The following is a 25,284-nucleotide window of genomic DNA, read 5'->3' as shown; positions in this document are numbered from 1 at the left end:
GACGGGGCGCAGGCCCGCGCCGCCACCCGCGGCACCGCCGACCGCCGCGCCCCGTCCGGACCCGCCGACGACGCCCCGCACCGGCGCCGTACCCCGCACCGCCCCCGCGGCCCCGCCCCACGACGAGACCCTTCCGCGTCCGTCCGTGCGGCCCCGCCGCGCCCGACCGCCCCCGCTGAGAGGGAAGCCCCGACATGAGCACCACCACCGCCGCACCCGGCGTCCGCCTCGCCGACGCCGGACCCGGACTCGTCACCCTCGACCCCGTCCGCACCGCGCTGCTCCGCGGCCTCGACGACCTCCTCACCGGGCTCGCCGCCCAACTGGCCGCCCCCGAGGTGCTCGGCCCGCCGCTGCTCGCCGTCGACGGCCTCGCCAAGCTCGACTACTTCCGCAACTTCCCGCACCTCGGCGTCGGCGCCGGCCGCTTCACCGCCGACACCCACGCCGGCCTGGCCGCCGGCGAGACCCCCGGCACGCAGCCGCTGGAGCCCACCGGCCACCTGCTGCCCTCCGCCACCTGCTACGGCCTGCTGCTCTCGCTGGAGGGCCAGGACGTCGGCGAGGGCGTCCGGCTCTCCGCCGTCGGCCGGTGCTTCCGCAACGAGACCCACTACGACGGGCTGCGCCGCCTGTGGGGCTTCCACATGCGCGAGGTGCTGTACCTCGGCAGCAAGGAGGGCGCCGTCGCGCACCTGGAGCGCGGCGCCGAGTACATCACCGCCACCGCCGAACTCCTCGGCCTCGACCTCACCCGCGCCGTCGCCGACGACCCCTTCTACGACAAGGGCGGCTCGCGGGCCAAGCTGATGCGGCTCGACCCCGTCAAGCACGAGTTCAGCGCCCCCGACGGCACCGCCATCGCCTCCGTCAACCGGCACCGCAACTTCTTCGGCGAGCGCCTCGCCATCCGGGCCGGCGAGCACGGCCCCGCCTACAGCGCCTGCGTCGCCTTCGGCCTCGAACGCTGGGTGCACGCCATGATCCTCGCCCACGGCAGCCCCGAGACGGCCCTGGTCCGCCTCAACGCCGCCCGCGGCTGACACCCCCCTGACCACCCCTGACCCCCCGAAACCCTTCACCGAGGAGCACCGCCCGCCATGGAACGCATCACCGCCTGGCTGCACGAGAAGAACCCCGACCTCGACGGCCCGATCGGCACCGGCGAGGACCTGATCGAGGCCCGCCTGATCGACTCGATGGACTTCCTGGAGTTCATCGACCTGCTGGAGGACCTCACCGGCGACAACATCGACCTCCAGGACGTCACCATCGACGACTTCCGCACCCTCGACCGGGTGCGGGAGCGCTTCCTGACGAAGCAGCGGTAACCGCCCCGCCGCCGCCCCGCTACCAGCGCCAGACCCGCCCCGGCTCGGGCGCGGTCGGACGCGGGATGCGGGCCACGACGGGCCCCCGGGCGGCGGCCGGGCGGGCGTGCTCGGCCAGGTACGCGGCCCGGGGGTCGCCGGTCTCCGACATCAGCTCCAGCGCCTCCCGCCAGCGCGCCGCCGCCTCCGCCGGCCGCCCCAGCGCGGCGAAGGTGTGCCCCAGCTGCTCCAGCGTCCGGCCCTGCGCCCAGCGGTGGCCGGTCGCCCGGTGCAGCTCCAGGGCCCGCCGCAGGCACCCCAGCGCCTGCGGCAGCCGCCCCAGCGCCCGGTGCACCGTGCCCAGGTGCAGCAGCGCCACCCCCTCGGTGCGCCGGTCCCCGCCCGGACGCAGCGCCAGCGCCTCCAGCAGCCGCCGCTCCGCCTCCGCCAGCCGCCCCAGCCGCAGCGCGGCGTCGCCCAGGTTGGTCAGCGTCACCCGCTCCACCCAGCGGTAGCCGGTCGCCCGGGACAACGCCAGCGCCGGACCCAGCAGCTCCAGGGCCTCCGCCGCCCGCCCCTGCCGCAGGATCAGCTCCGCCAGGCCGTTGCGCGCCGCGCACTCGCTCTCGGCGTCCGGGGAGAGCGGGGCGACGGGGGAGCCGGGTCCGGCGCCGCCGCCTGTGCAGCGGGCCAGCGCCCGGCGCAGGTGGATCTCCGCCTCCACCGGCCGCCCCGCGTGGAACTGCGCCGCGCCCAGCAGCACCAGCGACACCGTCAGCGCCCGCGGATCGGCGCTGTCCGCGGCCGCCGCCACCGCGATCCGGGCCGCGTTCAGCCACTCCGCCCGGTGCTGCCGCAGATCGAAGAACGACCAGAGCGCGAACGGCAGCTGCCAGGCCGCCGGGGGCCGCCCCGTCGCCGCCGCGTGCCGGATCAGCGACAGCAGGTCCGCCAGGTGCGCCTCGCACCAGGCCGCCGCGTCCTCGTAGCCGCCGAACACCGGCGGCCGCACCCCCGGCAGCGGGGGCGCCGCCACCGACCGGCCCCCCGGCTCCAGCAGCCGGCCCGCCGCGGCGGCCGCCTGCCGGTACCAGTCGTACAGCCGGTCCAGCGCCGCCGTCCGGTCCCGCGCCGGGTCCTGGGTCTCCGTCAGCTCCCGCGCGTACACCTGCAGCAGCGAGTGGAACCGGAACCGCTCCGGCGCCTCCACCTCCAGCAGGTGGACGTCCGCCAGCAGGTTCAGCAGCTCCCCGGCGTTGCCCGCCGTGGTGCCCAGCAGCGCCGCCGCCGGCTCCGGCGTCAGCGCCGGGCCAGGGTGCAGCGCCAGCAGCCGGAACGCCCGGGCCGGCTCCGGGTCCAGCTCCCGGTACGACCAGGAGAACACCGCGCGCAGCGCCGAATCGCCGTCGTCCGCCGCCGCCAGCACCCGCAGCCGGTCCCGGTCCGAGCGCAGTTCCTCGTTCACCCGGGCCGGCGTCAGCCCCGGCCGGGCCGCCGCCCGCTCCGCCGCCAGCAGCAGCGCCAGCGGCAACCGCCCGCACAGGCGCACCAGTTCCCGGGCCGCCGCCGGGTCCGCGTCCACCGGGCCCGCCCCCAGCGTCCGGCGCAGCAGCTCCACCGCGGGCTCCGGCGCGAGCGGCGCCAGCGTCACCCGGCGCGCCCCGTCCCGCGCCACCAGGCCCGCCATCCTGGTCCGGCTGGTCACCAGCACCAGGCAGCCCGGCGCCCCCGGCAGCAGCGGCCGGACCTGGGCCGGGGCCGCCGCGTTGTCCAGCACCAGCAGCACCCGGCGCTCCGCCAGCAGGGTGCGCAGCAGCGCGCTGCGGTCCGCGAGACCCGCAGGTATCAGCCCCGGCTCCGCGCCCAGCGCCCGCAGGAAACTGTCCAGCACCTCGCCCGGCTCCCGGGGCGCCCCCGAACTGCCGTGCCCCGCCAGGTCGCTGAACAGCACCCCGTCCGGGAAGCAGGACCGGGCCCGGTGCGCCCAGTGCACCGCCAGCGCGGTCTTGCCGATCCCGCCCATCCCGTCGACCACCCAGATCCGCGGCCCGCCCTCGCCCCACGCCGAACGGGCCGCCGCCAGCGCCGAGTCCAGCTCCGCGAGCGCGCCGTCCCGCCCCGCGAACACGCCCGGCGCGGGCGGCAGCTGCACCGGCACCGGGACGGGCCCGGCCTGTGGGGCGCCGCCACCGCCCTCGTCCGCGCCGCCCGCCCGGCCGCCCGCCCCGTCGACCGGGCCCAGCCGCGCGACGTCCACCCCCAGGGCGCGCGCACAGGCCGCCGCCAGCACCTCGTTGCCGGGCCGGCCGCCCGTCTCCACCCGGCTCAGGTAGCTCTTGCTGTAGTGCGTCGCGCGGGCCAGCTCCGCCAGCGAGACCCCGTGCTCCTCCCGCAGCCGCCGCAACCGCTCGCCGAACGTCACCGGCCCCGGCCCCCCACTCCACTTCCTGATGTGCTGTCACCGCCCCGCGCACGGCCCGCGCCGCCCCGCCCGGTGTCGCCGTGCCCGCGCTGTCAACACCCTGTCAACACCTTGTCAACGGGCAACACCTTGCCGCGCCCCCGTCCGCCCCCGAACGATGGGAACGGCGCCCGGACTCCGCAGCAGGCCGCGCGCGCCAGCCTATCCGCCGCCGGGGAAGCGGCGGACCGGCCGTCCACCACAACCGCCCAGGCCACGGAGCCGCCACCGCGAAAATCAGGTCACCCCGCCCACCCGGCCCGGGCAGACTGGGGGGATGCCGACCGAACACTGGCCGCTGCCGGGACTGCGGGTGCGTGCCCCGCGGGTCGAGCTGCGGCTGCCCACCGAACCCGAACTCTTCGAACTGGCCGACCGGGCCGCCCACGGCGTGGTCGTCCCCGGCACCCGGCCGTTCCGCTCCGACTGGGCCCACGGCACACCCGCCGAACGGGCCCGGGCCGTGCTGCGGGCGCATTGGCGGTCGCAGGCGGACTGGACGCCCGAGGACTGGTCGCTGCCGCTGGCCGTCTTCCTCGACGGGCACCCGATCGGTGTCCAGTCGATCCGCGCCAAGGACTTCGCGGTGCGCCGCGAGACCCTCTCCGGCTCCTGGCTCACCCTGCCGCACCACGGCCGGGGCCTGGGCACCGAGGCGCGCGCCGCGATGCTCCACCTGGTCTTCACCGGCCTGCGCGCCGAGGACGCCACCTCCGCCTCCTTCACCGACAACGCCGCCTCGATCGCGGTCTCCCGCAAACTCGGCTACCGCCCCGACGGCCTCGAACGCGAGAACCGCCACGGCGAACCCGCCACCACCCAGCGCTTCCGCCTCACCCGCGCCGACTGGGCGGCCACCACCCGCCCCGACGTCACCCTCGACGGCGTCGCCCCCTGCGCCGAACTCTTCGGCCTCCCGCCCGACGGGGACGGGTGACGGGACGTCAGGCCAGCCGGAGGGCCAGCAGCGCGAGCAGGTAGAGCACCGCGACGGACGCCGGACCGACCAGCCCCAGGCGGGGGCGCTGCCGGGACCTCTGCACGAGGAACCAGACCAGGGAGCCGCCCGAGAGGAGCACCATGGCCAGACCCACGAGCAGCGGGGGCCAGTACACCCCGCCCCCGTCGGACGCCGCCCCGGGGGCCGGGTCCGCCAACCCCTGCGCGATCGCGACCACGAAACCGGCGAACCCGCCCCAGCAGACGATCAGCACGGAACCCACGGCAGCCAGGGACAGGCCCACCCCCCGCAGCCGCTCGCGCCGCCCGTCGGACCCCGCCATCCTGCCACCCCCTCCCAGGGATCGGACCGAGGACCGGAGCGCCGGCCCACCGGACGATCGCGCAGCCACACCACCCCGCGCAAGCGCCCCGGCCCGGAACACGGCGGCAAACGGGCGCTACGCCTCGCGGGCGACCGGGCCGGCCAGGGCCTCCGCGTTGCGGCGGGTCTTCGCCCAGCCGGTGCGGCCGCGCACCGTGCGGGCCGCGGCCCGCCAGGAGACCGCGTAGAGCGAGAGCAGGTAGACCGGGTAGGTCGCGCCCCAGCCGACGGAGCGCCAGAAACCGGCGGTCGGCTCGCAGGCGCGCCGGTAGACCGGGCCCCAGAGCACGAACTGGCCGACGCCGACGGCCGCGTACAGCAGCGGCAGCCACCAGCCCCCGGCGGAGAACGCGGCGAGCACGGCGTCCGGGTCGCGGTGCCAGGCCAGCGCGAGAGCGAGCGGCGGCAGCGGCCACAGCAGCGCGCCGAGCAGTTGCAGCCAGGGCTGGCAGAGGAAGAAGCCCAGCTCCAGCAGGCCGAGGTTGGGGATCCGGTTGCTGCGCCAGATCGCCGGCAGGTACTTCGCGCACTGCATCACGCCCTGCGCCCAGCGGGTGCGCTGGGTCAGGAAGCGCCGGGTGTCGGCCAGCGCCTCCTGCTCGACGTGGGTGTCCGCGCAGAAGGAGTTGACCCAGCCGGCCAGCATCAGGTGCAGGCCCAGCTCGAAGTCCTCCAGCAGGCGCCCCGTCCACGGGCGGCCGCGTTCGGCGGCCAGGTCGTCGAGCGCGGCGAGGCGGACGAACTGCCCGTTCCCGCCCAGGCAGACGGTGCGGGAGGTGGCCCGGGCGTGCTGGAGCGCGGCCACCGGGCCGCGGAACTCCAGGTCCTGCATCCGCACCAGCAGCCGGCCGTGCGCATTGCGCAGCGCGCCCGCGCCGGGGGAGGGCCGGGCCTCGTCCCGGTTCAGCATCCGGACCTCGATCTGCACCCCGCCCACCTCGGACCGGCCGAAGTGCCGGCGGCCGGCCACCTGGTCCAGGCAGCCCGGCGCGGGCCGGCCGTCCGCGTCGAAGACACCAACGACCACCCGGGTGCGGTCGGTGTCCGGCGGCAGCCAGGCACCCAGCGCGTCGTAGGCCGCGTTCAGCGCCTCGCCCTTGCCGAGCCGGGCGTCCGGGCGGCGGCGCCGGACCAGGTGCACCGCCGGGTCGTGCGCGGCGGCCCGGCCGACGATCTCGGCCGTCGCGTCCTCGGAGTCGTCGTCCACCACCCACACGTGCGCCTGCGGGCAGGCCCGGCGCAGGTGCCGGACGGTCTCCCCGATCACCGCGGCCTCGTCCCGGCACGGCACGAACAGGTGCCACCGGTGGTCCGCGGCCGACCCCGGACGCCCCGGCCGGCGCCGCAGCAGCGGCACCACCAGCGCGAACAGGTAGCACAGGAACGCCGCGCCCAGCAGTGCGCCGACACCGGAGAACAGCGCCGGCAGGCCGGCGGGATCGAGCAGGGACACGGATACTCCCGGGACCGCGACCGGGTCAGTCGCCGGAGCGGCTGATCCGGGCCCGACGCACCATCAGCAGCCCGCCCAGCACCAGCACGGCCGCCAGCACGACCAGCAGCGCGGACGCGCCCGCCCCGGTGCGCGCCAGCTCCGCGCCGCCGAGCAGCGCCCCGGCGCCCGCGACGCCCTTGCCCGCCGATCCGTACACGGCCCCTCCCTCGTTCCTCGCCCTGGTGGCTCACCCGACTGACAGGAAACGATCATATGGGGAATCGGTGAAGCAATCGGACAATCATGGCGGGAATGTGACGAACTCCTCCCCGGGTGCCGGGTGCCGGGTGCCGGGTGCCGGGGAGGAGCGGTGGTGCTCGGGATCACTCCGCGGGGCGCCCCGCGGCGGCGGTGACCGTCACGTTCAGGTGCTTCATGATCGGCTGGTCGCTCTGCGTGCTGTAGTCGCCGATCGCGCACAGCACGTTCATCTCCGGCATGTACCCGGCTGCGCAGCCCCGCGGCAGGTCGTACGGGACGGCGAGGTACCCGTACAGCGAGCGGGTGGAGCCGTCCCGGGCGGTGGCGGTGATGTCGACCGGCGTGAACTCGTCGAGGTGGCGCTCGCGCATGTCCTGCCGGTTCATGAAGATCAGCGTCCGCAGGTTCTTGACGCCCCGGTAGCGGTCGTCGTCCGAGTAGATGGTGGTGTTCCACTGGTCGTGCGAGCGCATCGTGCCGAGCACCAGCGTGCCGGGCGCGGGCAGCACGTCCGGCAGCGGGGCGGCGGAGAACTCGGCCTTGCCCGAGGGGGTGAGGAAGACGAGTTCGCGGGCCGGCTGCTTGATCCGGAAGCCCAGCGGAAGGCGCACCCGCCGGTTGAAGTCCTCGAAGCCGTCCAGCACTTCGGACATCGTGTCGCGGATCCGGTCGTAGTCCTCGACGTACCACTCCCACGGCGTCGCGCTGTCCGGCAGCGCCGCCCGGGCCAGGCCCGCGACGATGGCCGGCTCGGAGAGCAGCTGCCGGGACGCCGGCTTCTTCCGCATGCCGCGCGACAGGTGCACCATGCTCATCGAGTCCTCGACCGAGGTGGCCTGCAGGCCGCCGCGCTGCCGGTCCTGCTCGGTGCGGCCCAGGCACGGCAGGATCAGCGCCTGCCGCCCGTGCACCAGGTGGCTGCGGTTCAGCTTCGTCGACACGTGCACCGTCAACTCGCAGTTCCGCAGCGCCTCGTAGGTGTAGACGGTGTCCGGCGCGGCGAGCGCGAAGTTGCCGCCCATGCCGAGGAACACCTTCACCTCGCCGCGCGCCATCGCCTCGATGGTGGCCACGGTGTCCAGCCCGTGCGCGCGCGGCGGGTCGATCTTGCAGACCTCCGCCAGCCGGTCCAGGAACTCCGCGGTCGGCCGGTGGTTGATCCCGCAGGTCCGGTTGCCCTGCACGTTGGAGTGCCCGCGCACCGGCGACGGCCCCGCGCCCTCCCGGCCCAGGTTGCCGCGCAGCAGCAGCACGTTGACGATCTCCCGGATGGTGTCCACGCCGTGCTCGTGCTGGGTGACGCCCAGGCACCAGGAGAAGATCGACCGGTCCGCCTCGCAGTACACCTGAGCCGCCCGCAGCAGCTGGGGCCGGCTCAGGCCGCTCTGCCGCTCCAGCTCCTCCCACGGGGTGGCCGCGACCAGCGCCCGGTACTCCTCGAACCCGGTGGTGTACCGCTCGACGAACTGCCGGTCGACCGCCTTCGGGTCGTGCTCCGCCAGCTCCAGCACCGCCTTGGCGATGCCGCGCATCAGCGCCATGTCGCCGCCGATCCGCACCTGCAGGTTCAGCGTGCTGGTCGAGGTGGCCTTCATCAGCGCCATGTCGAGGAACTCGTGCGGCACGATGGTGCGGGTCGCCGCCGCCTCCACCAGCGGGTTGACGTGCACCACCTGCGCGCCGCGCCGGGTCGCGTCGGCCAGCGCGGTCAGCATCCGGGGCGCGTTCGAGGCCGCGTTGACGCCCATGATGAACAGCGCGTCCGCGCTCTCCCAGTCCTTCAGGTCGGCGGTGCCCTTGCCCGTCCCGATCGAGGCCTGCAGGGCCCGGCCGGACGCCTCGTGGCACATGTTCGAACAGTCCGGCAGGTTGTTGGTGCCCAGCTCACGGGCCATCAGCTGGTACAGGAAGGTGGCCTCGTTGCCGAGCCGCCCCGAGGTGTAGAACGACGCCTGGTTCGGGTCGTCCAGGCCCCGCACCGCCTCGCCGAACAGGTCGAACGCCCGCTGCCAGTCGATCGGCAGGTACCGGTCGGACTCCGGGTCGTACACCATCGGCTCGGTCAGCCGGCCCTGGTCCTCCAGCGCGAAGTCGCTCCACCCCGACAGCTCCGTCACGGTGTGCGCGGCGAAGAACTCCCGGGTCACCCGCTTGCCCGTCATCTCCCACGTGACGTGCTTGATGCCGTTCTCGCAGATGTCCAGGTGCAGGCCCTTGTAGTCGTCAGGCCAGGCGCAGCCCGGACAGTCGAAGCCGCCGTTCTCGTGGTTCATCTTCAGGATCGCGCGCGGCCCGTCCACCCACTCGCCCGTCCGCGCCAGCACCTTCGTCACGCTCTTCGCCGCCCCCCACCCCGCCGCCGGATGCCGGTACGGCTTCACCGAGGGCGGCCCCGCGGGCGCCGCCCCCACCTCCGGCTCCACCCCGGCACGTTCCTGCGAAGAATCCTCGGCTGCGGTCACGGCGGCACTCCTGGCTCTGGCGGTACACGACAACGGCGCCCCGATTCTGCCCGCCCACCGAACGCCCGCGCGAACGCCACGCCGATCACCCCGCCCGGCAGGTCCGTCAGGGGGACGCCCGGCGCTCGACCACCCGCGACTCCGCGACCGCTCCCGCGACTGCTCCCGCGACCGGTCCCACGACCGGTCGCGCGACCGGCCGGAGCCGGATCAGTACGCGCTCCGGCTCCCCCGTGGTGCCGACTCGGCCGGCCGCCCCCGGTGCGGGCCCGGCAGGTGTCCCGGCGGGGGTGCGGGCAGCGCGGCCAGGCAGGCCGTCGAGCAGGCGTTCACCAGCAGCGGCAGCACGTCGTGCCCCGAGGTGTGCAGCGAGATCCACGCCTGCCGCAACCCCGCCGTCCCCGCGACCGGCCCGTCGCACACGCTGCACGCCCGCACCGCCTCCGCGCCCCGCACCGCCGGGTCCAGCGCCGCCAGGTCACCGCCCGCCACCGGCCCCGCCAGCACCGGGAACGGCATCCGGTTCTTCGGGTTCCCGTACACCGCCCGGGTGCTCACCGTGCTCCGGCGCAGCAGCGGCAACCGCGCCAACTCGTAAGGGAACCAGTGCAGTCGGTACGAGGTGTACGGCTCGAAGCTCTCCAGCGCCCGCATCCCCCCGACCTCCGCCGGCAGCCGCACCAGGTTCGACCCGTACAGCACCAGACTGCGCACCCGCGTCAGCCCCCCGACCTCCGGCGGCAGCGTCACCACCTGCCGCCGCTGCTCCGCCGTCATCCCCTTGAACGGCGCGAACTCCTCCCGGCAGTCCGCCGCCGCCTCCGCGACCAGCTCCCGCAACCGCAACCACCCCGCCGCCGAGGTGTCCTGCAGCTCCCCGTGGAACCGCACCGCCCGCCCCTGCTCCCCGCACCCGCACCGGTCCACCGCCCGGCCGTACCCCGCGAAACCGTCACCGAACACCTGCGGCCCGGCCGCCGACCCGTCATCCATCCGCCCACCCTACGAGCTCGTCGTGCGCGGCCGGTCGGTGCCGGTCTCCCGGCGGCGCCGGAACACCGGAGGCACGGTTCTCGGCCGCCAGCAGGTGGCGCTGCCGACCTCCGCCGGCGAGGCTTCGGGGCAGCACCGCTGACGGTGCGTCAGGTCGAGAACGTGTTCGACGCCGGGGCGGGGGAGGTCTAACCTCCAGCTGTGCCGATATCCGAGAACACCGGGCCGTCCCCCGCGGCGGTAGGGCCCTCCGCCACCCTCGTGCGGCTGGCGGAGTGGCGGACCCGCTCCCGGGTCTGTGCCGTGATCGATCTGGTCGCCGCGGCGGCCGGCGCCGCCCTGCTGCTCCTCGCCGCCGTCGACAGCCTGGTCTCCTGGCCCTCGGACAGGGTGCTGCTCTCCCACGAGACCCTGACGGGCATCGCGGAACCGATCGTCTTCCCGCTCTGGCTCTGGCTCATCGCGTCGTTGGCACCGCGCGCCGCGGTGATCATCCTCCAGTACCGCACGGCGGGGCCGAGCACGCCCGCACCTGGCGGGGCGGGGCGGAGCGCGCGCCTCGTCGCCGATTTCTGGGGGCCGATGTTCCCGGACCGGCGGGTGCGGATCGGGCTCGGCGTCGCCGCCCTGCTCTGCCTCGGCGTCGTGGTCGGGGGGTTCGCCGTCGGCGGCTCGAACGGCAGCGCCCGCGTGCGGCCCGGCCCGACCTACCAGGTGTCGGTGCCGGACCTCAACCACTCCGACTGGACCGACGTCCCGCGCGAGCAGTACGACCGCCGGCAGGCCGAGTTCGTCCGCGCGGACGGGCTCTTCACCTTCTTCGGACTCGCCCTGGCCGCCGGCGGTCTCGGGCTCCGCCGCCTCCACCGCCGCCCGCCCCGTCAGGGCCGACCCGCAGCAGCCCGCCGACCGGACCGGCCCTTTGGGCAGAGCCACTAGTGCCGCGTCAGGCAACCTTCGCCCGTCGCGACGCCCGGCACGCCCTCTCGCCGCACCGGCCGAAAACCCAAGTACACCCAGTACGAGGGCTTCCGGCCGGCACGCCGAGAGCACGCACCGACCGCCGCTCCTTGACAGCAAAGGTTGCCTGACGCGGCACTAGCCTGCGGGCATGCTGCTGTGGATCAACGGGCCGTTCGGCGGGGGGAAGACCCAGACCGCGTACGAGATCGCGCACCGGCTGTCCGGGGCCGTCGTCTGCGACCCCGAACAGCTCGGGTTCGGGCTGCACCGGATGCTGCCGCCCGCGGTGCGCGGGGACTTCCAGGACCTGCCCGCGTGGCGGGCCGGGACGGTCGAGATGCTCGACCTCGCCGTCCGCCGGCACCCCGGAACCGTCCTGGTGCCGATGACCGTCACCGACCCCGGGTACTTCGCCGAGACCGTCGGACGGCTGCGCGAACTCGGCCACGACGTACGGCACTTCGCGCTGCTCGCGGAGCGCGCCACGGTGCTGCGCCGACTCGCCGAGCGCGACCCCGTGCACCGGCTGCGCCGACTGGCCGGGCGCGGGGGGCCGCCCCGGCGGGAGAGCTTCGCCGTCGCCCGGCTCGACGGCTGCCTGGAGCGGCTCGCCGACCCCCTCTTCGCCACCCACCTCACCACCGACCGCCTGACGATCCCCCAGGTCGCCGAACGGATCACCACCTTGGCCGGCCTCCGCCTGCAGCCCGACCCGCACCCCCCGCTGCGCGCCGCCCTGCGGCGCACCGCGCTGAAGATCCGTCACATCCGCTTCGACTGACCACCCGCCGGGGCCGGACGGTGCTACCTTGCGGCGGTGATCGCCCACACCAGGCCGACGTCGCTGCTCGCCGCCCTCCGGCCGCAGAACCAGGACCGGCTCTACGACTTCTACCGGGACCTCCGGGACACCGACGAACTCTGCTGGGACCGCACCCTGAACGCCTGGGTCGCCACCGGCCACGAGGTGGTCAGCGGCACGGCGAGCGACCCGCGGTTCTCCTCGGTGCGCTACCCCGACATCGAGGCGGTGTCCGAAGAACTCCGGCCGCTGGCAACGGTCCTGAGCCGGCAGATGCTCTACAGCGACGCCCCCGACCACACCCGGCTGCGGGCCCTGCTCAGCCGGGCCTTCACCCCCCGCTCGGTGGCGGCGCTGAGCGGACGGATCACCGACGCGGTCGACCGCGTCCTCGCCCGCGCCGCCCCCACCGGCCGGATCGACGTCGTCGCCGACCTGGCCCGCCCGCTGCCGCTGGCCGTCATCTGCGACCTCCTCGGCGTCCCCGAACAGGACCGGGCCACCCTGTCCGCCTGGTCCGACCCGGTCGCCGCCGCGATCGGCAGCTCCCGGCTGGACGCCGAGGAGAGCGCGGCCGCCTCGCGCGCCATGGCGCAGATGCTCGACCACCTCCGGGAACTCCTCACCCGCCCGGACGACCGCCCCGCCCCCCACACGCTGCGCGCGCTGCTCGCCGCCGGCACCGAGGACGCCGACCAGGACCTCGACGAACTCCTCGCCAACTGCGCCCTGCTGCTGATCGCCGGCCACGAGACCACCACCCACTTCATCGGCAACGCCGCCCTCGCCCTGCTCCGGCACCCGCGGGCCGCCGACGAACTGCGCGCCCGGCCGGACCTGATACCCGCCGCCGTCGAGGAACTCCTGCGCTACGACAGCCCCGTGCAGCTGATGCTGCGCCGGGCCCGCCACGACCTCGACCTCGCGGGGCGCCGGATCACCGCCGGACAGGCCGTCCTGCTGGTCTGCGGCGCCGCCAACCGCGACCCGGCGGTCTTCCCCGACCCCGACCGGCTCGACTTCCACCGCCCCGCCGGCCGCCACGTCGCCTTCGGGCACGGCCCGCACTTCTGCCTCGGCGCGGCCCTGGCCCGCCTGGAGGGCACCATCGCCCTCGAGGCCCTGCTCACCCGCCTCCCCGACTGGCGCCTCGACGGCCCCACCCCCACCTGGCAGCCCAGCCTCAACTTCCGCGGCCTGACCACCCTCCAGGTCGCCTTCACCCCCACCACGACCGACTGAGCCCGGCCGCGCAGTCCCGCCACCCCCCTCCGGCCGGGCCCGGGATCGGGGCCGCTCCGGGGTGGCGTGGTGCGGGGCGGGGGCGCCGGGCTGCGAGAATGGGCGGCGATCTTTTTACCTGAGTACTCGCGTACCGCGCCGCGCGCGGTCCCGACCCCCAGTGAGGTTGCCATGTCCAAGGTCAAGCTGAGCACCAATCACGGCGACATCGTGATCCGCCTGGACGCCGAGAAGGCCCCGGCCACGGTGCAGAACTTCCTGCAGTACGTCACCGACGGCTTCTACGACGGGACGGTCTTCCACCGCGTCATCGACGGCTTCATGGTGCAGGGCGGCGGCATGGAGCCCGGCCTCAAGCGCAAGGAGACCCGCGCGCCGATCCAGAACGAGGCCGACAACGGCCTGAAGAACACCAAGTACACCGTGGCGATGGCCCGCACCTCGGACCCGCACTCGGCGACCGCGCAGTTCTTCGTCAACGTCGCCGACAACGCCTTCCTCGACCACAGCGGCAAGAACCCGCAGGGCTGGGGCTACGCCGTGTTCGGCGAGGTGGTCGAGGGCCAGGACGTCGTCGACGCCATCAAGTCGGTGCGCACCGGCTCGCACCAGGGCCACGCGGACGTCCCCAAGGAGGACGTGGTGCTGATCAGCGCCGAGGTGGTGGAGTAGCAGCGGCCCGGGCCCGTGCGCCGGGCCGGAGCACCGCCGTCAGCGGCAGCTCCCCGGCGTGCGGGCCCGCCAGCACCGTGAACGCCCCCGGCTCGGTCCGCCAGGCCCGCTCCGCCACCGACCAGTGCTCGAACGCCCGCGCGGGCAGCCGCAGTTCGACGCCCACCCGCTCGCCCGGACCGGCCTCCACCCGGCCGAACCCGGCCAGCCGGCGCACCGGCCGCTCCACCGCCGAGGACGGCCGGGACAGGTACAGCTGCACCGTCTCCCGGGAGCGCCGCACCCCGTCGTTGCGCAGCCCCACCCGCACCGCCCACGAGCCGTCCGGGCCCGGCGCCGGATCGGCGTCCAGCGCCAGGTAGCGCCACTCGCCCCAGCCCAGCCCGTGCCCGAACCAGTACGCGGGCACGCGCCCCGAGCGCAGCCAGCCCCGGTGCCCCAGGTGCAGGCCCTCGGCGTACTCCAGCCGCCCGCCCGCCGGGACGGTCGAGTACACCGGGCAGTCCGCCGCCGCGTCCGGCCAGGTGGTGGGCAGCCGCCCGCCCGGCTCGACCCGGCCCAGCAGCACGTCCGCCAGCGCGTGCCCGCCCTCCTGCCCCGGGAACCAGCAGGTCAGCACCGCGCCGACCCGCTCCCGCCAGGGCAGCAGCACCGGGCTCCCGGCGTTCACCACCACCACCGTGCGCGGATTGGCCGCCGCGACCGCCGCCACCAACGCGTCCTGCCCGCCCGGCAGTTCCAGCCCCGAGCGGTCGAAGCCCTCGCTCTCGTGCTCGTCCGTGGTGCCGACCACCACCGCCACGTCCGCCGCCCGGGCCGGCTCCACCGCCCACACTCCCGCCCGCACCGCCGCCTCGAACGGGGCCAGGTACACCTCGCGCAGCGTCCGCCCGTCCACCCGGACGCCCACCGTCGGCCGCCCGGTCTCCGAGTCGTTCGCCACGTAGTGCTCCGCCGTCGCTGCGACCCCGCCGGACTGCACGCCCGCGACTGGGCGCTGACCGTACCGCAAGGCGCTCGGCGGCAACACCCCGCGCCCCGCCGCCCCTTGACGGGCCGTGGCCGCCTGCCGTGACACTGGCCGCGAACCCCGGCCCCGCCGCCCGGCCCCACCCGGCGGCGGGGCCGGTCCGCACCCCCCACACCCGGAGGACCACCGATGAGGAACCGACCCGGCCCCGCGCGCCCCCCACTGCGCCTGCTGCTCGCCGCCCTGGCCGCGCTGGCCGTCACGGGCTGCGCCGCCCCGGCCGCCGCACCGCCGTCGGCCGCTCCCTCGGTTCCCGCCCCGCGCTCCGCGCCCGCCACCCCGCCCGACCGCCCCTCGGACGCCGCCTCGATGATCTGCAACCCCTACTTCCGGCAGGAGCTGGCCGGGGCGCTCGGCACCGACATCGCCCAACCCCTCGCCCCCACCTGGGTCGCGCACGTCTACAGCTGCGACTACCGGTACGCCACCGGCACCATGACGCTCTCGGTCAAGGAACTGCCCGACCTCGCCACCGCCACCGCCCAGTACGAGGGCCTGCGCGGCAGCGCCGGCGCCGTCACCGACCTGGGCGGCCTCGGCCAGGCCGCGTACCGGCGCGCCGACGGCACCACCGTGGTCCGCAAGGACGCCTTCGTGCTCACCGTCGACGTCGCCCGGCTCCCCGAGACCTTCGGCAACCCGCCGCGCAGCCGGGCCGACGCCGCCGTGATGACCGCGACCACCGTGATGGTCTGCTGGCAGGAGCACTCCTGACGCCGGACGGCGCGGGCGGCCCGGCGAGCGCCGTCGGACCGGCCCCCGGACCGGCCTGCGGGCCACCCCCGGACCGGCCTTGGAATCCACTGGGAGAGCGCTCTCCGAGCGTGCTATAAAGAGGTCCATGAGCAGCGAAGCCCTCAAGCCGGCCGCCAACCGCTCCACCACCCTGGAGGACGTGGCCCGGGTCGCGGGCGTCTCCCGGGCCACCGTCTCCCGCGTCATCAACGGCGTCCGCAACGTCGACCCGGCCATCCAGGACGCCGTCCGCCAGGCCATCACCCGCACCGGGTACGTGCCCAACAGCGCCGCCCGCTCGCTGGTCACCCGCCGCACCGGCGCGCTCGCCCTGGTCATCTCCGGCAGCGACGCCGCCGAGGGCCCCGACCACCACGTCGGCGCCGAGATCTTCGCCGACCCGTTCTTCGGACGGGTCGTCAGCGGCGTCTTCACCGGCCTGCGCCCGCTCGACCTGCACCCCGTGCTGATGCTCGCCGACAGCCCCGACGCCCGCGACAAGGCGCTCGGCTACCTGCGGCAGGGCAACGCCGACGGCGCGATGGTGGTCTCCACCCACAGCCGCGACCCGCTGCCCGCCCACCTGCTCGCCGCGGGCATCCCCACCGTCCTGTTCGGCCGCCCCCCGACGCCGCTCTCGCTCTCCTGCGTCGACCTCGACAACCGCGAGGGCGGCCGGCTCGCCGCCGCCCACCTGCTGGCCCGCGGCCGCCGCCGGGTCGCCGCGATCTCCGGCCCGCTCGGCGTCCGCGCCGCCCGCGACCGGCTGTCCGGCTTCCGGGAGGCGATGGCCGACCACGAGATCCACCAACTCCCGCACGTCGAGGGCGACTTCACCCGCGAGGACGGGGAGCGCGCGATGGCCTCGCTGCTCCGCCGCTACCCCGACCTGGACGGCGTCTTCGCCGCCAACGACCTGATGGCCCAGGGCGCCCTGGCAGTCCTCGCCGAGCACGGCCGCCGCATCCCCGAGGACGTCGCGGTGATCGGCTTCGACGACTCCTCCGCCGCCCTGGCCGGCCGCCCCCACCTCACCACCGTCCGCCAACCCGTCGAGGAGATGGCCGCCGAGCTGACCCGCATCCTGCTCGACCACCTCGCCCGCCCCGCCCGGGCCGCCACCACCGTCCTGTTCGAACCCGTCCTGATCGAGCGCCAGTCCGCCTGACCGGTCACCGCTCGCCGGCGGTCCGGAACCGGAGGGTGAGCGCCGCCGCCTCCGCGAGGTCGCCGCCGTCCGCCAGCATGACGCCGGCGCGCACGTTCCGGTCCGCCCAGCGGCACAGCGTCCCCGTCGTTCCGAGGTGCCCGCAGCGCAGCGTCCCGCCGAGCGGACCGGCGTCGAACGGCGTGCCGTCCCGCATCCCCGCAGCACCGCCGTAGTCCTCCAGCCACTCCTTGGAGGCCGGGTTCCGCTCCGGGTGCGAGTAATCGGCGTTCGCGGACAGCATCAGCGTCACCCGCTCGGGCTCTGCGGCGGAGGAGTAGAACCAGTGCTCCTCGTGCGGATCCCCGCCCGGCGCCAGCCGCGCCTGCAGCTCCGCGGCCGCCGCGCCCTTCATCAGGTGGTAGTCGCCGACCGCCTCCGGCGGCTGGAAGGTCCGGTAGGCCGGGCCCGTCGCCGTCGGGTGCCGCAGGCCCCCACCGAGCACCGCGTACCAGCCCCCGAACAGGGCGACCGCCGCGACCGTCGCCCCGATCGACAGCAGTCGCCGCCGAGCGCGCAGCGCGTTCACCCGGGGCAGGTCGGCGGGCATTGCCGCCGTCGGGTTGCGCCACCTGCGGGTGACCGCCCAGCCCACCGCCACTCCGGCGACCACCTCCAGGAGCATCCAGAAGGACCGGCCGGCCTGGTACGCCCCGGAAGCGGTGGTCAGTGTCATCGACATGCGCGGCACCCTAGCGACGGCGCTCCGGCCCGGGCCACCGGACGCTTGCGGACGAGCCGTGCGAACACGGACGAAATCCGGTGGCCCGCAACGCAATCGTTGTACCGACGCGGCGTCAGAGGTGGCGGGCGAACCAGGCGCGGAGGCGGTGCAGGGCGTCGAGGCGGTGGGCGCGCTCGAACAGGCCGTGGCCCTCGCGGGGGTAGACGACGAGTTCGTGGTCGACGCCGAAGTGGCGCAGCGCGCGGGCGAAGTGGACCGCCTGGCCGAGCGGGACGTTGGTGTCCTGCTCGCCGTGCAGGAGCAGCACCGGGGTGCGGATCGCGGCGGCGTAGGAGATCGGGCTGTTCCGGTCGTGGCGGTGCGGACCCGGGCCGTCCCAGCCGGTGCTGCCGCCGAGTTCGGCGTCCAGGCGGCCCCAGTCGCCCGTGCCGGCCTGCATCCCCCAGTCGCTGATGCCCGCGCCCATCACGGCGGCCCGGAACCGGTCGCTGCGGGCGACCGCCCAGGCCGCCAGGAAACCGCCGTGGCTCCAGCCGGAGACGCCCAGCCGCCCGGGGTCGGCGACGCCCCGGGACACCAGCAGGTCGATCCCGTCCAGAACGTCCTGCCACTCGTCGCCGCCGACCGCGCCCGCGGCCGTCGCGGCGAAGGCGTGGCCGTGCCCCGACCCGCCCCGGGGGTTGGGCAGGAAGACCGCGTACCCGGCGGTCGCCAGCCACTGGCCGCAGTCCACCGGGTTGAGCGCGAACTCGTCGGCGCAGCGGCCGTACGGCCCGCCGTGCAGGACGGTGACCAGCGGGAACGGCCCGTCCGCCGGGCCCCGCCCGGCCGGCCGGATCAGCAGGCCGTCCAGCCCGAGCCCGTCCCGGGCCCGGTACGCCAGGCGCTCCTGGACGCCCCAGCGGACGGCGCGCAGCTCCGGCGCGGTGTCGGCGAGCCGGGCCAACTCCCCGCCCGGCGGCCCCGCGTGGACGTCCTTGGGCTCGTACGCCGTGCTCGCCAGCAGGGCGACCGTCGCACCCGAACGGCTCGCGGTGAGCCCCGCGAGCAGGCCGGGGGAGCGCGACAGCCGGTGGAAGCGCAGCGACCGCGGGTCCAGCCGGTGCAGCGCGGTGTCCAGCCCCTCGGCGAACAGCGCCAGCGGCGGCCCGTCCGCGACCTGCGCCAGCTCGGCCGGGCAGACCGGCAGCCCGGCGGTGAGGTTGCGGTGCCCGGCGGCCGGGCCGCGCTCCGGCACCACGGTGTCCAGCACGGCGAGCCCGCCGACCAGCTGAGGGGGCGTCACCTCCAGGTGGGCCAGGTGCCAGGTTCCCCCGTCCTCCCACCAGACCGGGGAGTGCGCCTCCACCCCGACCGGCCCCAGCTCCCGGACCGCCGCCGAGACCGGGTCGACCAGGTGCAGCCGCGCCGTCAGCACGCCCGGGTCCAGCTCGGCGGTGGACCGGCTCAGCACCGCCAGCGGACCGCCGTCCGGACGCTGGGCCAGCTCCACCACGTGCCGGTCGCCGAGCCCGTCCACGGTGCGCAGCCCGCCCGTCCCCAGGTCGAGCAGCCGCAGCCGGGCCGGAGGCAGGTGCCGCCCCCAGACCGTCGCGTCGTCGCCCTCGGCCGCCCGGCGCACGTCCTCGGCAGTGGGTTCGTCCTCGGCGAGCAGCGCCACGGTGCGGCCGTCGAGCAGCGGCCAGTGGTCGCGGACGCCGCCCTGCCGGTCCGTCAACTGCTCCGCCGGGCCGCCGTCCGCGCCGCCGTCCGGGCCGCCGTCGGGGCCGCCGTCCAGGCCGATCCGGGCGAGCTGGACGGCGCTGCGGTCCGGGGCCTCGGTGCCGAAGAACAGCGTCGCCGAGTCCGGTCCCCACTTCGGCGCGAGGTCGAGGGAGGCCCCGTCGGCCAGCCGGCGCGGGGCCGAACCGCCGTCGGCCGCCACCACCCACACCGCCCCGTACGGACGCCCGGGCCGGCCGCCGTGCCCCACCACCCCGTACGCCACCAGCCGGCCGTCCGGGGAGAGCGCGGGTGCCACGGCGGCGGCCGCGTCCACCACCAGTTCGGCGGTCGGCTCGGGGGCGGGGTGCGACATGCGGGTGGCCTCTCGTGCGGCGGGACGGTGGGCACACATCCTGTCGGATCGTCAGGTCGGCCGCCGGGAAATCCTCCGATCCGGGACCGCCCCGGTGCCCCCGGACGTGTGGACGTGTGGACGTGTCGTGAAGAAAGAAAAGGTGACGGATTCTGTCACCTTTGGCGCCGATCGTGGAAGGCATGGAGAACACGAACCACACCCCGCCCCGCGACAGCCGCCCCGCCCGCCCGCTCGCGGGCCGGATCACCCTGGTCGCGGGCGCGACCCGGGGCGCGGGCCGGGCCCTGGCGGTCGAACTGGGCCGGGCCGGGGCGACGGTCTACGTGACCGGGCGGACCACCCGCGAGCGGCTGAGCGAGGTCGGCCGGGCGAGCGAGACGATCGAGCAGACCGGCGAACTGGTGACGGCGGCCGGTGGGACGGGCATCGCGGTGCCCACCGACCACCTGGACGAGGAGCAGGTCCGGGCGCTGTTCCGGCGGATCGAGCAGGAGCACGGGCACCTCGACGTCCTGGTCAACGACCTGTGGGGCGCCGAGCACCTGACGGCCGGGTCGATCTTCGGGAAGAAGAGCTGGGAGACGCCGCTCGCCGACGGCCTGCGGATGCTGGAACTCGGCGTCCGCTCGCACGTGATCACGGCGGCGCTCGGCCTGCCCCTGCTGGTGCGCTCCGCCGCGCCGCTGCTGGTGGAGGTCACCGACGGCACGGCCGCCTACAACCGCCGCTACCGGGAGAACCTGTACTACGACCTGGCCAAGAACGCCCCGATCCGGATGGCCTACGGGCTGGGCCAGGAACTGGCCGAGTACGGCGGCGCGGCGGTGTCCGTCACGCCGGGCTTCCTGCGCTCCGAACAGATGCTCACCCACTTCGGCGCCACCGAGGAGACCTGGCGGGACGTCATCGCCGTCGAACCGACCTTCGCCGTCGCCGAGTCCCCGCAGTACCTCGCCCGCGGGGTCGCCGCGCTGGCCGCCGACCCGGACCGGGCCGAGCGCTGGAACCGGAAGTCCACCTCCAGCGCCGAACTCGCCCGGGTCTACGGCCTCACCGACACCGACGGCAGCCGCCCGGACGCCTGGGCGTACTTCGACGCGCTCGAAGCGGCTGCCGGGTCGGGGGAGGAGGTCAGGGTCGAGGACTACCGCTGAGGTCCGGCTGAGGTCCGACGGGGTCCGGGCCCTCCGGTTCGTCGCCGCCCTCCGGTGCGTCGCCGTACAGCGCGGCGAGAGCCCGGGCCCGCCGGGCGAAACGGGCGCGCAGCGCGGGCGGGGCCAGCACCTCGGCCTCCGCGCCCAGCGCGGTCAACTCGGCGAACGCGATCTCCTCCGACTCCACGGCCAGTTCGAGGGTGACCCGGCCGGTCCCGTCCGGCGGCGGGGCGGCGGCCAGCGCCCGCTCCGCCGCCGCCCGGTCGGTGACCTCGGGCAGCCGGCGCGCACCCTCCGGGGACAGCCGCACCGTCACGGCGGCGCGTAGCAGGGAGAGCGCGAACCGGGCCCGCTGCTCCTGCCAGTACGCGGCCAGCTCGAAGGCCGGGTCCCGGGTGAACGGTCCGTCGGGGAGCGTGCGCAGCACGGTGATCCGGTCCGCGCGGTAGCTGCGGAACGCGCCGCCCGCGCCCTCGCCCGTGCCGCCCCCGGCATCGCCCGTGCCGCCCGGGGCACCGCCCACCCGGCCCACCAGGTACCAGACGCCCGCCTTCAGCACCAGCCCGTACGGCTCCACCCGGCGGGCCGGTCCCGGCTCGCGGCCCGGGCGGGCGTAGGCCAACTCGACCGCCAGGTCCGCCCGGACGGCCCGGGCCAGCTCCGGCAGCAGCTCGGGCGCGGACGGTTCGCGGAACCAGGCCGGCGCGTCCAGGTGGAAGCGCCGCACCGAGGACTCGGCGGCCGCCCGCAGCGAGGGCAGCAGCGTGGCGGACAGCTTCAACCGGGCGGTGTCGGCCGCGTCCGAGAGCCCGAGGTCGCGCAGCGCGCCCGGCAGCCCGGACAGGTACAGCGTCTCGGCCTCGCCGGGGTGCAGCGTGGTCAGCCTGGTCCGGTACCCGGCCGCGAGCCGGTAGCCTCCGCCCCGCCCCCGCTCCGCCACCACCGGCACCCCGGCCTCCTGGAGCGCCTGCACGTCCCGGATCACCGTCCGCCCGGACACCCCCAGCTCCCGCCCCACCTCGGCCGCCGTCAGCCCTGGAGCCGACTGCAGCAGGAGCGCCATACGAATCAACCGGGCAGCACGCATCGCCCCAGCATCCCCGATCCGCACCCCGCCCCGCGCCCAGGGCCCGTCTTCGGGCCCGCCCACCCCACGGCTCCCGGCACACCGAGAGCACGCACCGGCCACCGCGGGGCCGCAGGCGGCGTCGGCGTCAGGCGCCGGGGGCGGGCGCCGGGGGTGTAGCCGCAGCGCGTCCCGGCCGTCGGGGTCGTCGCCGACGCGGCCCGCAGGTTCTCCGGCTTCGCGGAGACCGTCGAGGCGTGGCGCCGCTGGGGCCTGTCGTCGCCCCGGACGTCCGGTCGGACGGGCACCGGAACACCGTCCCCGCCCCGCGGAGGTCCGGTTCGGGGCAGTCGAGGCCGCCGTCGCGGAGCGGGCCGGTCCGCCCGGGACCCGCCCCATACTGCTGATATGAGAGGTTTGTCCTGTTCATCCAGATCGGCGGGCGGAGAGGTGCGGCACGGCATGGGACGGTGGGGCGGTACGCAGGCGGCGGGCCCGGAGCGGGACACCAGGGCGCCGGACGACGAGGCCCGCTGGTTCCGGACCCTGCTCCGCGTGGGTTTCCTCCTGCTGCTCGGCTCCTCGCTGGCCCGCTTCCTGATGCGGCACACCGGCGGGACCGCGCCCTGGGTGGTCGCGCTCACCGCCGCCCTGGCGGTGCTGTACGCGGTCGAGCCGGCGCCCGCCACCGACCGCACCCGCCGGTACCTCTGGCTGGGTGCCTGCTCGGCGGTCTGGATCGCGGTCGTGTTCCTCGCCCCGAGCTTCGCCTGGTGCTCGATCCCCCTCTTCTACCTGGCGCTGCGCAATCTGCGCCCGCCGGCCGCGGCCTGCTGCATCGGCCTGCTCACGGCGGTGTCGGTCACCGCGCAGCTGCGGCTGGCCGGCCGCTTCGAGTTCGACGTCCTGCTCGCCCCGCCCGCCGTCGCCGCGATCTGCGTCGCCGTCTTCGTCCGCATGGACCAGCAGACCGCGCGGCAGCGCGAACTGGTCGCGGACCTGGTCCGCACCCGGCGCGAACTCGCCGCGACCGAGCGCCGCGAGGGCACCCTCGCCGAGCGGCAGCGACTCTCCATGGAGATCCACGACACCCTCGCGCAGGGCCTGTCCAGCCAGCGGATGCTGCTCCAGGCCGCCGACCGCACCTGGCGGTCGGACCCGGAGACGGCGCACCGGCACGTGCGCGCGGCCGGTGCGATCGCCGACCACAACCTCACCGAGGCCCGCCGCTTCGTCCACGATCTCGCCCCCGCGGACCTTGCCGGGGGCGGCGGCCTGGACGAGGCGCTGCGCACCCTGGCCCGCCGGGAGTCCGCCGCCGGGCTGACGGTCCGCTGCCACATCGAGGGCGTTCCGGCCCACCCCCTGCCCGAGCGGGTCCAGTCGGCGCTGCTGCGGATCGCGCAGGGCGCGCTGGCGAACGTGCGGGAGCACGCGGACGCCCGTACCGCCGTGCTCACCCTGACCTACCTCGACGAGCAAGTGGTCCTCGACGTCGCCGACGACGGCCGGGGCTTCGACCCGACCGCCGTCCGTCCGGACGGCGGGGTGCGAGGCCACGGGCTGCCGGCCATCCGCACCCGGGCCTCCCGGCTCGGCGGCACGCTGACCGTGGAGTCGGCGCCCGGCGAGGGCACGGTGCTGTCGGCCGCCCTCCCGCTGGCGGCCTGATCGGACCGCAGTCCGGTCGACAGCACGTCCCGGAGCGGCAGGTCGGCAACGGCCGACCGGACCCGAAGCCCCTGACCCCGGCCGCCCGTACCCGACCCGAAAGGGCATGCCTAGCGGCACCACTCCTCGACGGTCCCCGCGAAGCCGGGGAACTCGCGGGCCGCGTCGGCGACGAGCTCGGCGGCCGGGCGGCGGCGGTCCGGGGCGTGGCGTTCGGCGACGGCGGTGCGCAGGGCGTCCGGGCGGACGTCCTCGGGGTCGCGCAGGCCCAGGGTGAGCTCGGCCGGGCCGAGGCCCGCCGCGAGCAGCCAGAGGAAGTCGGGCAGGTCCCGGGCGACGACGGCGGTCTCGCCCTCCGAGCCGAGGAACACCACCGGCTGCTCCGCCACCTCCCGCCCCTCGCGCACCAGCCAGAGCGCGGCGTACCCGCCCGTCCCGTCCTGGGCGAAGACCCGGAACACGTCGCCGGTCAGCTCCTCGTTGCCCGTCCAGGACCGCAGCCAGTCGGTGGTCTCCTCCGCCGACAGGAAGGCGTCGAACGCCTCCAGGTCGACCCCGTCGCCGTCCAGGTACGGGAACTCGTCGGCCAGCGCGGCCGCCAGGGCCGCGGGGAACGCCCGCGTCTCGTCGCTCTGCATGCCCACAGGCTACGGCCCCGCCCCGACACCCCGCCCCGACACCCCGGTCCGGCACACCGACCGGGAGACCGACCGGGAGACCGACCCGGTCGAGGACCGCCCCCGCTTCCCCGGCCGAATTCCCGGTGACAACGCCCCGCCCCCGGCAGGAGACTGGCGGCGTACGGGCGGAGCACGGGGGAGGACAGGGGAGGACGGGGCACATGGCGCTGCCGAAGAAGGGCTCGCGGCGGATCGTGGTGGACGGGGCCGGGTACCGCTGGCGGGTCAGCAGCCGGCACTGGTGCTGCTCCTACGAGGCCACCACCCTCGGCTACGCGGTGGAGGACGCCGCCGCCCCCGGGGCGACCCTGGTGGTGGAGACCGGCCGCCCGCTGGTGCACGAGCCGTCCCCGGAGGCCGCCGAGCCGATCCTGCCGGGCGAGGTCGCCGCGGGCATCCGGGCCGCCCGGGCGCGGGGCTGGACGCCGACCGCCCAGGGCCCGTCGTTCCGGCTCCGGCTCCCCGCCGTCGGGGAGCGGGGGTGAGCGGGGCGGCCGAGGTCCGGCTGGCCCTGACGGTCCGTGACCTCACCGAGGCGGACGTCCCGTTCTGCGGCTGGGCCGGATCGCCCAAGCACGTGCGGGAGTTGACGGGGCAGGCCCGCCGGGCCGCGGCCGGGGAGATCGACTACCTCGCGGTGTGCACGCCGACCGGGCACCCCGTCGCGCTCGGGGGAGTGGACTACGCCCCCGCGCCCGGCGCCGGCACGCTCTGGCAGCTCGGCGTCCACCCCGCGCTGCGGTCCTGCGGCATCGGCACCCTGCTGATCCGCGCCGCCGAACGGCGGATCGCCGCCCGCGGCCTCACCCGCGCCGAACTCGGCGTCGAGGAGGACAACCCGCGCGCCCGCGCCCTCTACGAACGCCTCGGCTACCGGGCGTACGGCCACGCGCCCGACGGCTGGGACGTCGAGGCCGAGGACGGCACGCTGCGGCGGTACGAGACGGTGTGCGTGCTGATGCGCAAGGAACTGCAGCGGTAGACCCGCCCCGCGCGGACCTCGCGGGGCGGTACCGTTCGGCGCGGGCCTACCAGACCGGACCTACCAGAC

24 protein-coding genes are annotated in these 25,284 nt (G+C 76.0%); 13 read left to right on the top strand and 11 right to left on the bottom strand.

Going from position 1 to position 25,284, the window contains the following annotated elements:
* The first annotated feature begins 194 nt into the window (after positions 1–194).
* On the top strand, positions 195–1,043 hold the full coding sequence (locus ACIOHG_RS26325; protein WP_400954079.1) for a hypothetical protein: 849 nt from the start codon (positions 195–197) through the stop codon (positions 1,041–1,043).
* Between the two features lie 57 nt (positions 1,044–1,100).
* On the top strand, positions 1,101–1,331 hold the full coding sequence (locus ACIOHG_RS26320; protein ID WP_400954078.1) for an acyl carrier protein: 231 nt from the start codon (positions 1,101–1,103) through the stop codon (positions 1,329–1,331).
* A gap of 19 nt (positions 1,332–1,350) precedes the next feature.
* On the opposite strand, the gene ACIOHG_RS26315 is transcribed toward ACIOHG_RS26320, so the two are convergent.
* Complete coding sequence (locus tag ACIOHG_RS26315; protein WP_400954077.1) at positions 1,351–3,732, bottom strand: ATP-binding protein; 2,382 nt, start codon at positions 3,730–3,732, stop codon at positions 1,351–1,353.
* Between the two features lie 316 nt (positions 3,733–4,048).
* Here ACIOHG_RS26315 and ACIOHG_RS26310 point away from each other — a divergent pair, with 316 nt between their 5' ends.
* Positions 4,049–4,708, top strand: coding sequence for a GNAT family N-acetyltransferase (locus ACIOHG_RS26310; RefSeq protein ID WP_400954076.1), 660 nt, complete (start codon positions 4,049–4,051; stop codon positions 4,706–4,708).
* Positions 4,709–4,715: 7 nt separating this feature from the next.
* Here the strand turns inward: ACIOHG_RS26310 and ACIOHG_RS26305 are convergent, their stop codons facing one another.
* The 5 genes from ACIOHG_RS26305 to ACIOHG_RS26285 all read right to left on the bottom strand — a co-directional run bounded on the left by ACIOHG_RS26305 (position 4,716) and on the right by ACIOHG_RS26285 (position 10,246).
* The gene (locus ACIOHG_RS26305; protein ID WP_400954075.1) at positions 4,716–5,054 is read right to left on the bottom strand and encodes a hypothetical protein; all 339 of its coding nucleotides are present in this window, start codon (positions 5,052–5,054) and stop codon (positions 4,716–4,718) included.
* A 117-nt stretch (positions 5,055–5,171) separates the two neighbouring features.
* Positions 5,172–6,548 (bottom strand): glycosyltransferase, encoded by a 1,377-nt coding sequence (locus tag ACIOHG_RS26300; RefSeq protein WP_400954074.1) that lies wholly within the window; start codon positions 6,546–6,548, stop codon positions 5,172–5,174.
* A gap of 25 nt (positions 6,549–6,573) precedes the next feature.
* Positions 6,574–6,747 (bottom strand): LPXTG cell wall anchor domain-containing protein, encoded by a 174-nt coding sequence (locus tag ACIOHG_RS26295; RefSeq protein WP_400954073.1) that lies wholly within the window; start codon positions 6,745–6,747, stop codon positions 6,574–6,576.
* A 166-nt stretch (positions 6,748–6,913) separates the two neighbouring features.
* Positions 6,914–9,214, bottom strand: a complete 2,301-nt coding sequence (locus tag ACIOHG_RS26290) for an FdhF/YdeP family oxidoreductase (RefSeq protein ID WP_400954102.1) — start codon at positions 9,212–9,214, stop codon at positions 6,914–6,916.
* Between the two features lie 249 nt (positions 9,215–9,463).
* A complete protein-coding gene (locus ACIOHG_RS26285; protein WP_400954072.1) occupies positions 9,464–10,246 on the bottom strand; it encodes a leucine-rich repeat domain-containing protein in 783 nt (260 codons plus the stop codon).
* A 201-nt stretch (positions 10,247–10,447) separates the two neighbouring features.
* Between ACIOHG_RS26285 and ACIOHG_RS26280 the strand changes: the two genes are divergently transcribed.
* The 4 genes from ACIOHG_RS26280 (at position 10,448) to ACIOHG_RS26265 (ending at position 13,925) form a co-directional block, all read left to right on the top strand.
* The gene (locus ACIOHG_RS26280; protein ID WP_400954071.1) at positions 10,448–11,185 is read left to right on the top strand and encodes a hypothetical protein; all 738 of its coding nucleotides are present in this window, start codon (positions 10,448–10,450) and stop codon (positions 11,183–11,185) included.
* 172 nt (positions 11,186–11,357) lie between these two features.
* Positions 11,358–11,990 carry an AAA family ATPase gene (locus tag ACIOHG_RS26275; RefSeq protein ID WP_400954070.1) on the top strand — a complete coding sequence of 211 codons (633 nt, stop codon included), beginning with the start codon at positions 11,358–11,360 and terminating at the stop codon, positions 11,988–11,990.
* A 36-nt stretch (positions 11,991–12,026) separates the two neighbouring features.
* Positions 12,027–13,253, top strand: coding sequence for a cytochrome P450 (locus ACIOHG_RS26270; protein ID WP_400954069.1), 1,227 nt, complete (start codon positions 12,027–12,029; stop codon positions 13,251–13,253).
* 171 nt (positions 13,254–13,424) lie between these two features.
* Complete coding sequence (locus ACIOHG_RS26265; protein ID WP_400954068.1) at positions 13,425–13,925, top strand: peptidylprolyl isomerase; 501 nt, start codon at positions 13,425–13,427, stop codon at positions 13,923–13,925.
* On the opposite strand, the gene ACIOHG_RS26260 is transcribed toward ACIOHG_RS26265, so the two are convergent.
* On the bottom strand, positions 13,903–14,868 hold the full coding sequence (locus ACIOHG_RS26260) for a glycoside hydrolase family 3 C-terminal domain-containing protein (protein ID WP_400954067.1): 966 nt from the start codon (positions 14,866–14,868) through the stop codon (positions 13,903–13,905). The two genes, ACIOHG_RS26265 and ACIOHG_RS26260, sit on opposite strands and share 23 nt — an antisense overlap.
* Positions 14,869–15,084: 216 nt before the next feature.
* Here ACIOHG_RS26260 and ACIOHG_RS26255 point away from each other — a divergent pair, with 216 nt between their 5' ends.
* Positions 15,085–15,669 carry a hypothetical protein gene (locus ACIOHG_RS26255; RefSeq protein ID WP_400954066.1) on the top strand — a complete coding sequence of 195 codons (585 nt, stop codon included), beginning with the start codon at positions 15,085–15,087 and terminating at the stop codon, positions 15,667–15,669.
* Between the two features lie 127 nt (positions 15,670–15,796).
* Positions 15,797–16,858, top strand: a complete 1,062-nt coding sequence (locus ACIOHG_RS26250) for a LacI family DNA-binding transcriptional regulator (RefSeq protein WP_400954065.1) — start codon at positions 15,797–15,799, stop codon at positions 16,856–16,858.
* A 4-nt stretch (positions 16,859–16,862) separates the two neighbouring features.
* On the opposite strand, the gene ACIOHG_RS26245 is transcribed toward ACIOHG_RS26250, so the two are convergent.
* Positions 16,863–17,579: a hypothetical protein gene (locus ACIOHG_RS26245; protein ID WP_400954064.1), complete on the bottom strand. Its 717-nt coding sequence runs from the start codon at positions 17,577–17,579 to the stop codon at positions 16,863–16,865.
* 115 nt (positions 17,580–17,694) lie between these two features.
* Positions 17,695–19,659 (bottom strand): prolyl oligopeptidase family serine peptidase, encoded by a 1,965-nt coding sequence (locus ACIOHG_RS26240; RefSeq protein WP_400954063.1) that lies wholly within the window; start codon positions 19,657–19,659, stop codon positions 17,695–17,697.
* A 182-nt stretch (positions 19,660–19,841) separates the two neighbouring features.
* Between ACIOHG_RS26240 and ACIOHG_RS26235 the strand changes: the two genes are divergently transcribed.
* Complete coding sequence (locus ACIOHG_RS26235) at positions 19,842–20,816, top strand: SDR family oxidoreductase (RefSeq protein ID WP_400954062.1); 975 nt, start codon at positions 19,842–19,844, stop codon at positions 20,814–20,816.
* On the opposite strand, the gene ACIOHG_RS26230 is transcribed toward ACIOHG_RS26235, so the two are convergent.
* Positions 20,794–21,903 carry a helix-turn-helix transcriptional regulator gene (locus ACIOHG_RS26230; protein WP_400954061.1) on the bottom strand — a complete coding sequence of 370 codons (1,110 nt, stop codon included), beginning with the start codon at positions 21,901–21,903 and terminating at the stop codon, positions 20,794–20,796. The genes ACIOHG_RS26235 and ACIOHG_RS26230 overlap by 23 nt on opposite strands.
* 441 nt (positions 21,904–22,344) lie before the next feature.
* Between ACIOHG_RS26230 and ACIOHG_RS26225 the strand changes: the two genes are divergently transcribed.
* Complete coding sequence (locus tag ACIOHG_RS26225) at positions 22,345–23,553, top strand: sensor histidine kinase (RefSeq protein ID WP_400954060.1); 1,209 nt, start codon at positions 22,345–22,347, stop codon at positions 23,551–23,553.
* A gap of 110 nt (positions 23,554–23,663) precedes the next feature.
* Here the strand turns inward: ACIOHG_RS26225 and ACIOHG_RS26220 are convergent, their stop codons facing one another.
* A complete protein-coding gene (locus ACIOHG_RS26220) occupies positions 23,664–24,191 on the bottom strand; it encodes an SMI1/KNR4 family protein (RefSeq protein ID WP_400954059.1) in 528 nt (175 codons plus the stop codon).
* Between the two features lie 203 nt (positions 24,192–24,394).
* Between ACIOHG_RS26220 and ACIOHG_RS26215 the strand changes: the two genes are divergently transcribed.
* Both ACIOHG_RS26215 and ACIOHG_RS26210 read left to right on the top strand, forming a co-directional pair.
* The gene (locus ACIOHG_RS26215) at positions 24,395–24,718 is read left to right on the top strand and encodes a hypothetical protein (protein WP_400954058.1); all 324 of its coding nucleotides are present in this window, start codon (positions 24,395–24,397) and stop codon (positions 24,716–24,718) included.
* Positions 24,715–25,215: a GNAT family N-acetyltransferase gene (locus tag ACIOHG_RS26210; RefSeq protein ID WP_400954057.1), complete on the top strand. Its 501-nt coding sequence runs from the start codon at positions 24,715–24,717 to the stop codon at positions 25,213–25,215. The genes ACIOHG_RS26215 and ACIOHG_RS26210 overlap by 4 nt, the downstream gene beginning before the upstream one ends.
* The last annotated feature ends 69 nt before the right edge of the window (positions 25,216–25,284 follow it).

It is taken from the genome of Kitasatospora sp. NPDC088134 (assembly GCF_044741705.1).
Taxonomy (GTDB): domain Bacteria; phylum Actinomycetota; class Actinomycetes; order Streptomycetales; family Streptomycetaceae; genus Kitasatospora.
Note: the sequence above shows the minus strand (reverse complement) of the source record. Positions and strands in the feature narration are given on the sequence as shown.

Excerpts from the sequence above, each read along its gene's own strand:
- ACIOHG_RS26325 (WP_400954079.1), top strand. The coding sequence starts at position 195 with ATGAGCACCACCACCGCCGCACCCGGCGTCCGCCTCGCCGACGCCGGA.
- ACIOHG_RS26320 (WP_400954078.1), top strand. The coding sequence starts at position 1,101 with ATGGAACGCATCACCGCCTGGCTGCACGAGAAGAACCCCGACCTCGAC.
- ACIOHG_RS26310 (WP_400954076.1), top strand. The coding sequence starts at position 4,049 with ATGCCGACCGAACACTGGCCGCTGCCGGGACTGCGGGTGCGTGCCCCG.
- ACIOHG_RS26305 (WP_400954075.1), bottom strand. The coding sequence starts at position 5,054 with ATGGCGGGGTCCGACGGGCGGCGCGAGCGGCTGCGGGGGGTGGGCCTG.
- ACIOHG_RS26285 (WP_400954072.1), bottom strand. The coding sequence starts at position 10,246 with ATGGATGACGGGTCGGCGGCCGGGCCGCAGGTGTTCGGTGACGGTTTC.
- ACIOHG_RS26275 (WP_400954070.1), top strand. The coding sequence starts at position 11,358 with ATGCTGCTGTGGATCAACGGGCCGTTCGGCGGGGGGAAGACCCAGACC.
- ACIOHG_RS26265 (WP_400954068.1), top strand. The coding sequence starts at position 13,425 with ATGTCCAAGGTCAAGCTGAGCACCAATCACGGCGACATCGTGATCCGC.
- ACIOHG_RS26255 (WP_400954066.1), top strand. The coding sequence starts at position 15,085 with ATGAGGAACCGACCCGGCCCCGCGCGCCCCCCACTGCGCCTGCTGCTC.
- ACIOHG_RS26250 (WP_400954065.1), top strand. The coding sequence starts at position 15,797 with ATGAGCAGCGAAGCCCTCAAGCCGGCCGCCAACCGCTCCACCACCCTG.
- ACIOHG_RS26245 (WP_400954064.1), bottom strand. The coding sequence starts at position 17,579 with ATGTCGATGACACTGACCACCGCTTCCGGGGCGTACCAGGCCGGCCGG.
- ACIOHG_RS26240 (WP_400954063.1), bottom strand. The coding sequence starts at position 19,659 with ATGTCGCACCCCGCCCCCGAGCCGACCGCCGAACTGGTGGTGGACGCG.
- ACIOHG_RS26235 (WP_400954062.1), top strand. The coding sequence starts at position 19,842 with ATGGAGAACACGAACCACACCCCGCCCCGCGACAGCCGCCCCGCCCGC.
- ACIOHG_RS26230 (WP_400954061.1), bottom strand. The coding sequence starts at position 21,903 with ATGCGTGCTGCCCGGTTGATTCGTATGGCGCTCCTGCTGCAGTCGGCT.
- ACIOHG_RS26225 (WP_400954060.1), top strand. The coding sequence starts at position 22,345 with ATGGGACGGTGGGGCGGTACGCAGGCGGCGGGCCCGGAGCGGGACACC.
- ACIOHG_RS26220 (WP_400954059.1), bottom strand. The coding sequence starts at position 24,191 with ATGCAGAGCGACGAGACGCGGGCGTTCCCCGCGGCCCTGGCGGCCGCG.
- ACIOHG_RS26215 (WP_400954058.1), top strand. The coding sequence starts at position 24,395 with ATGGCGCTGCCGAAGAAGGGCTCGCGGCGGATCGTGGTGGACGGGGCC.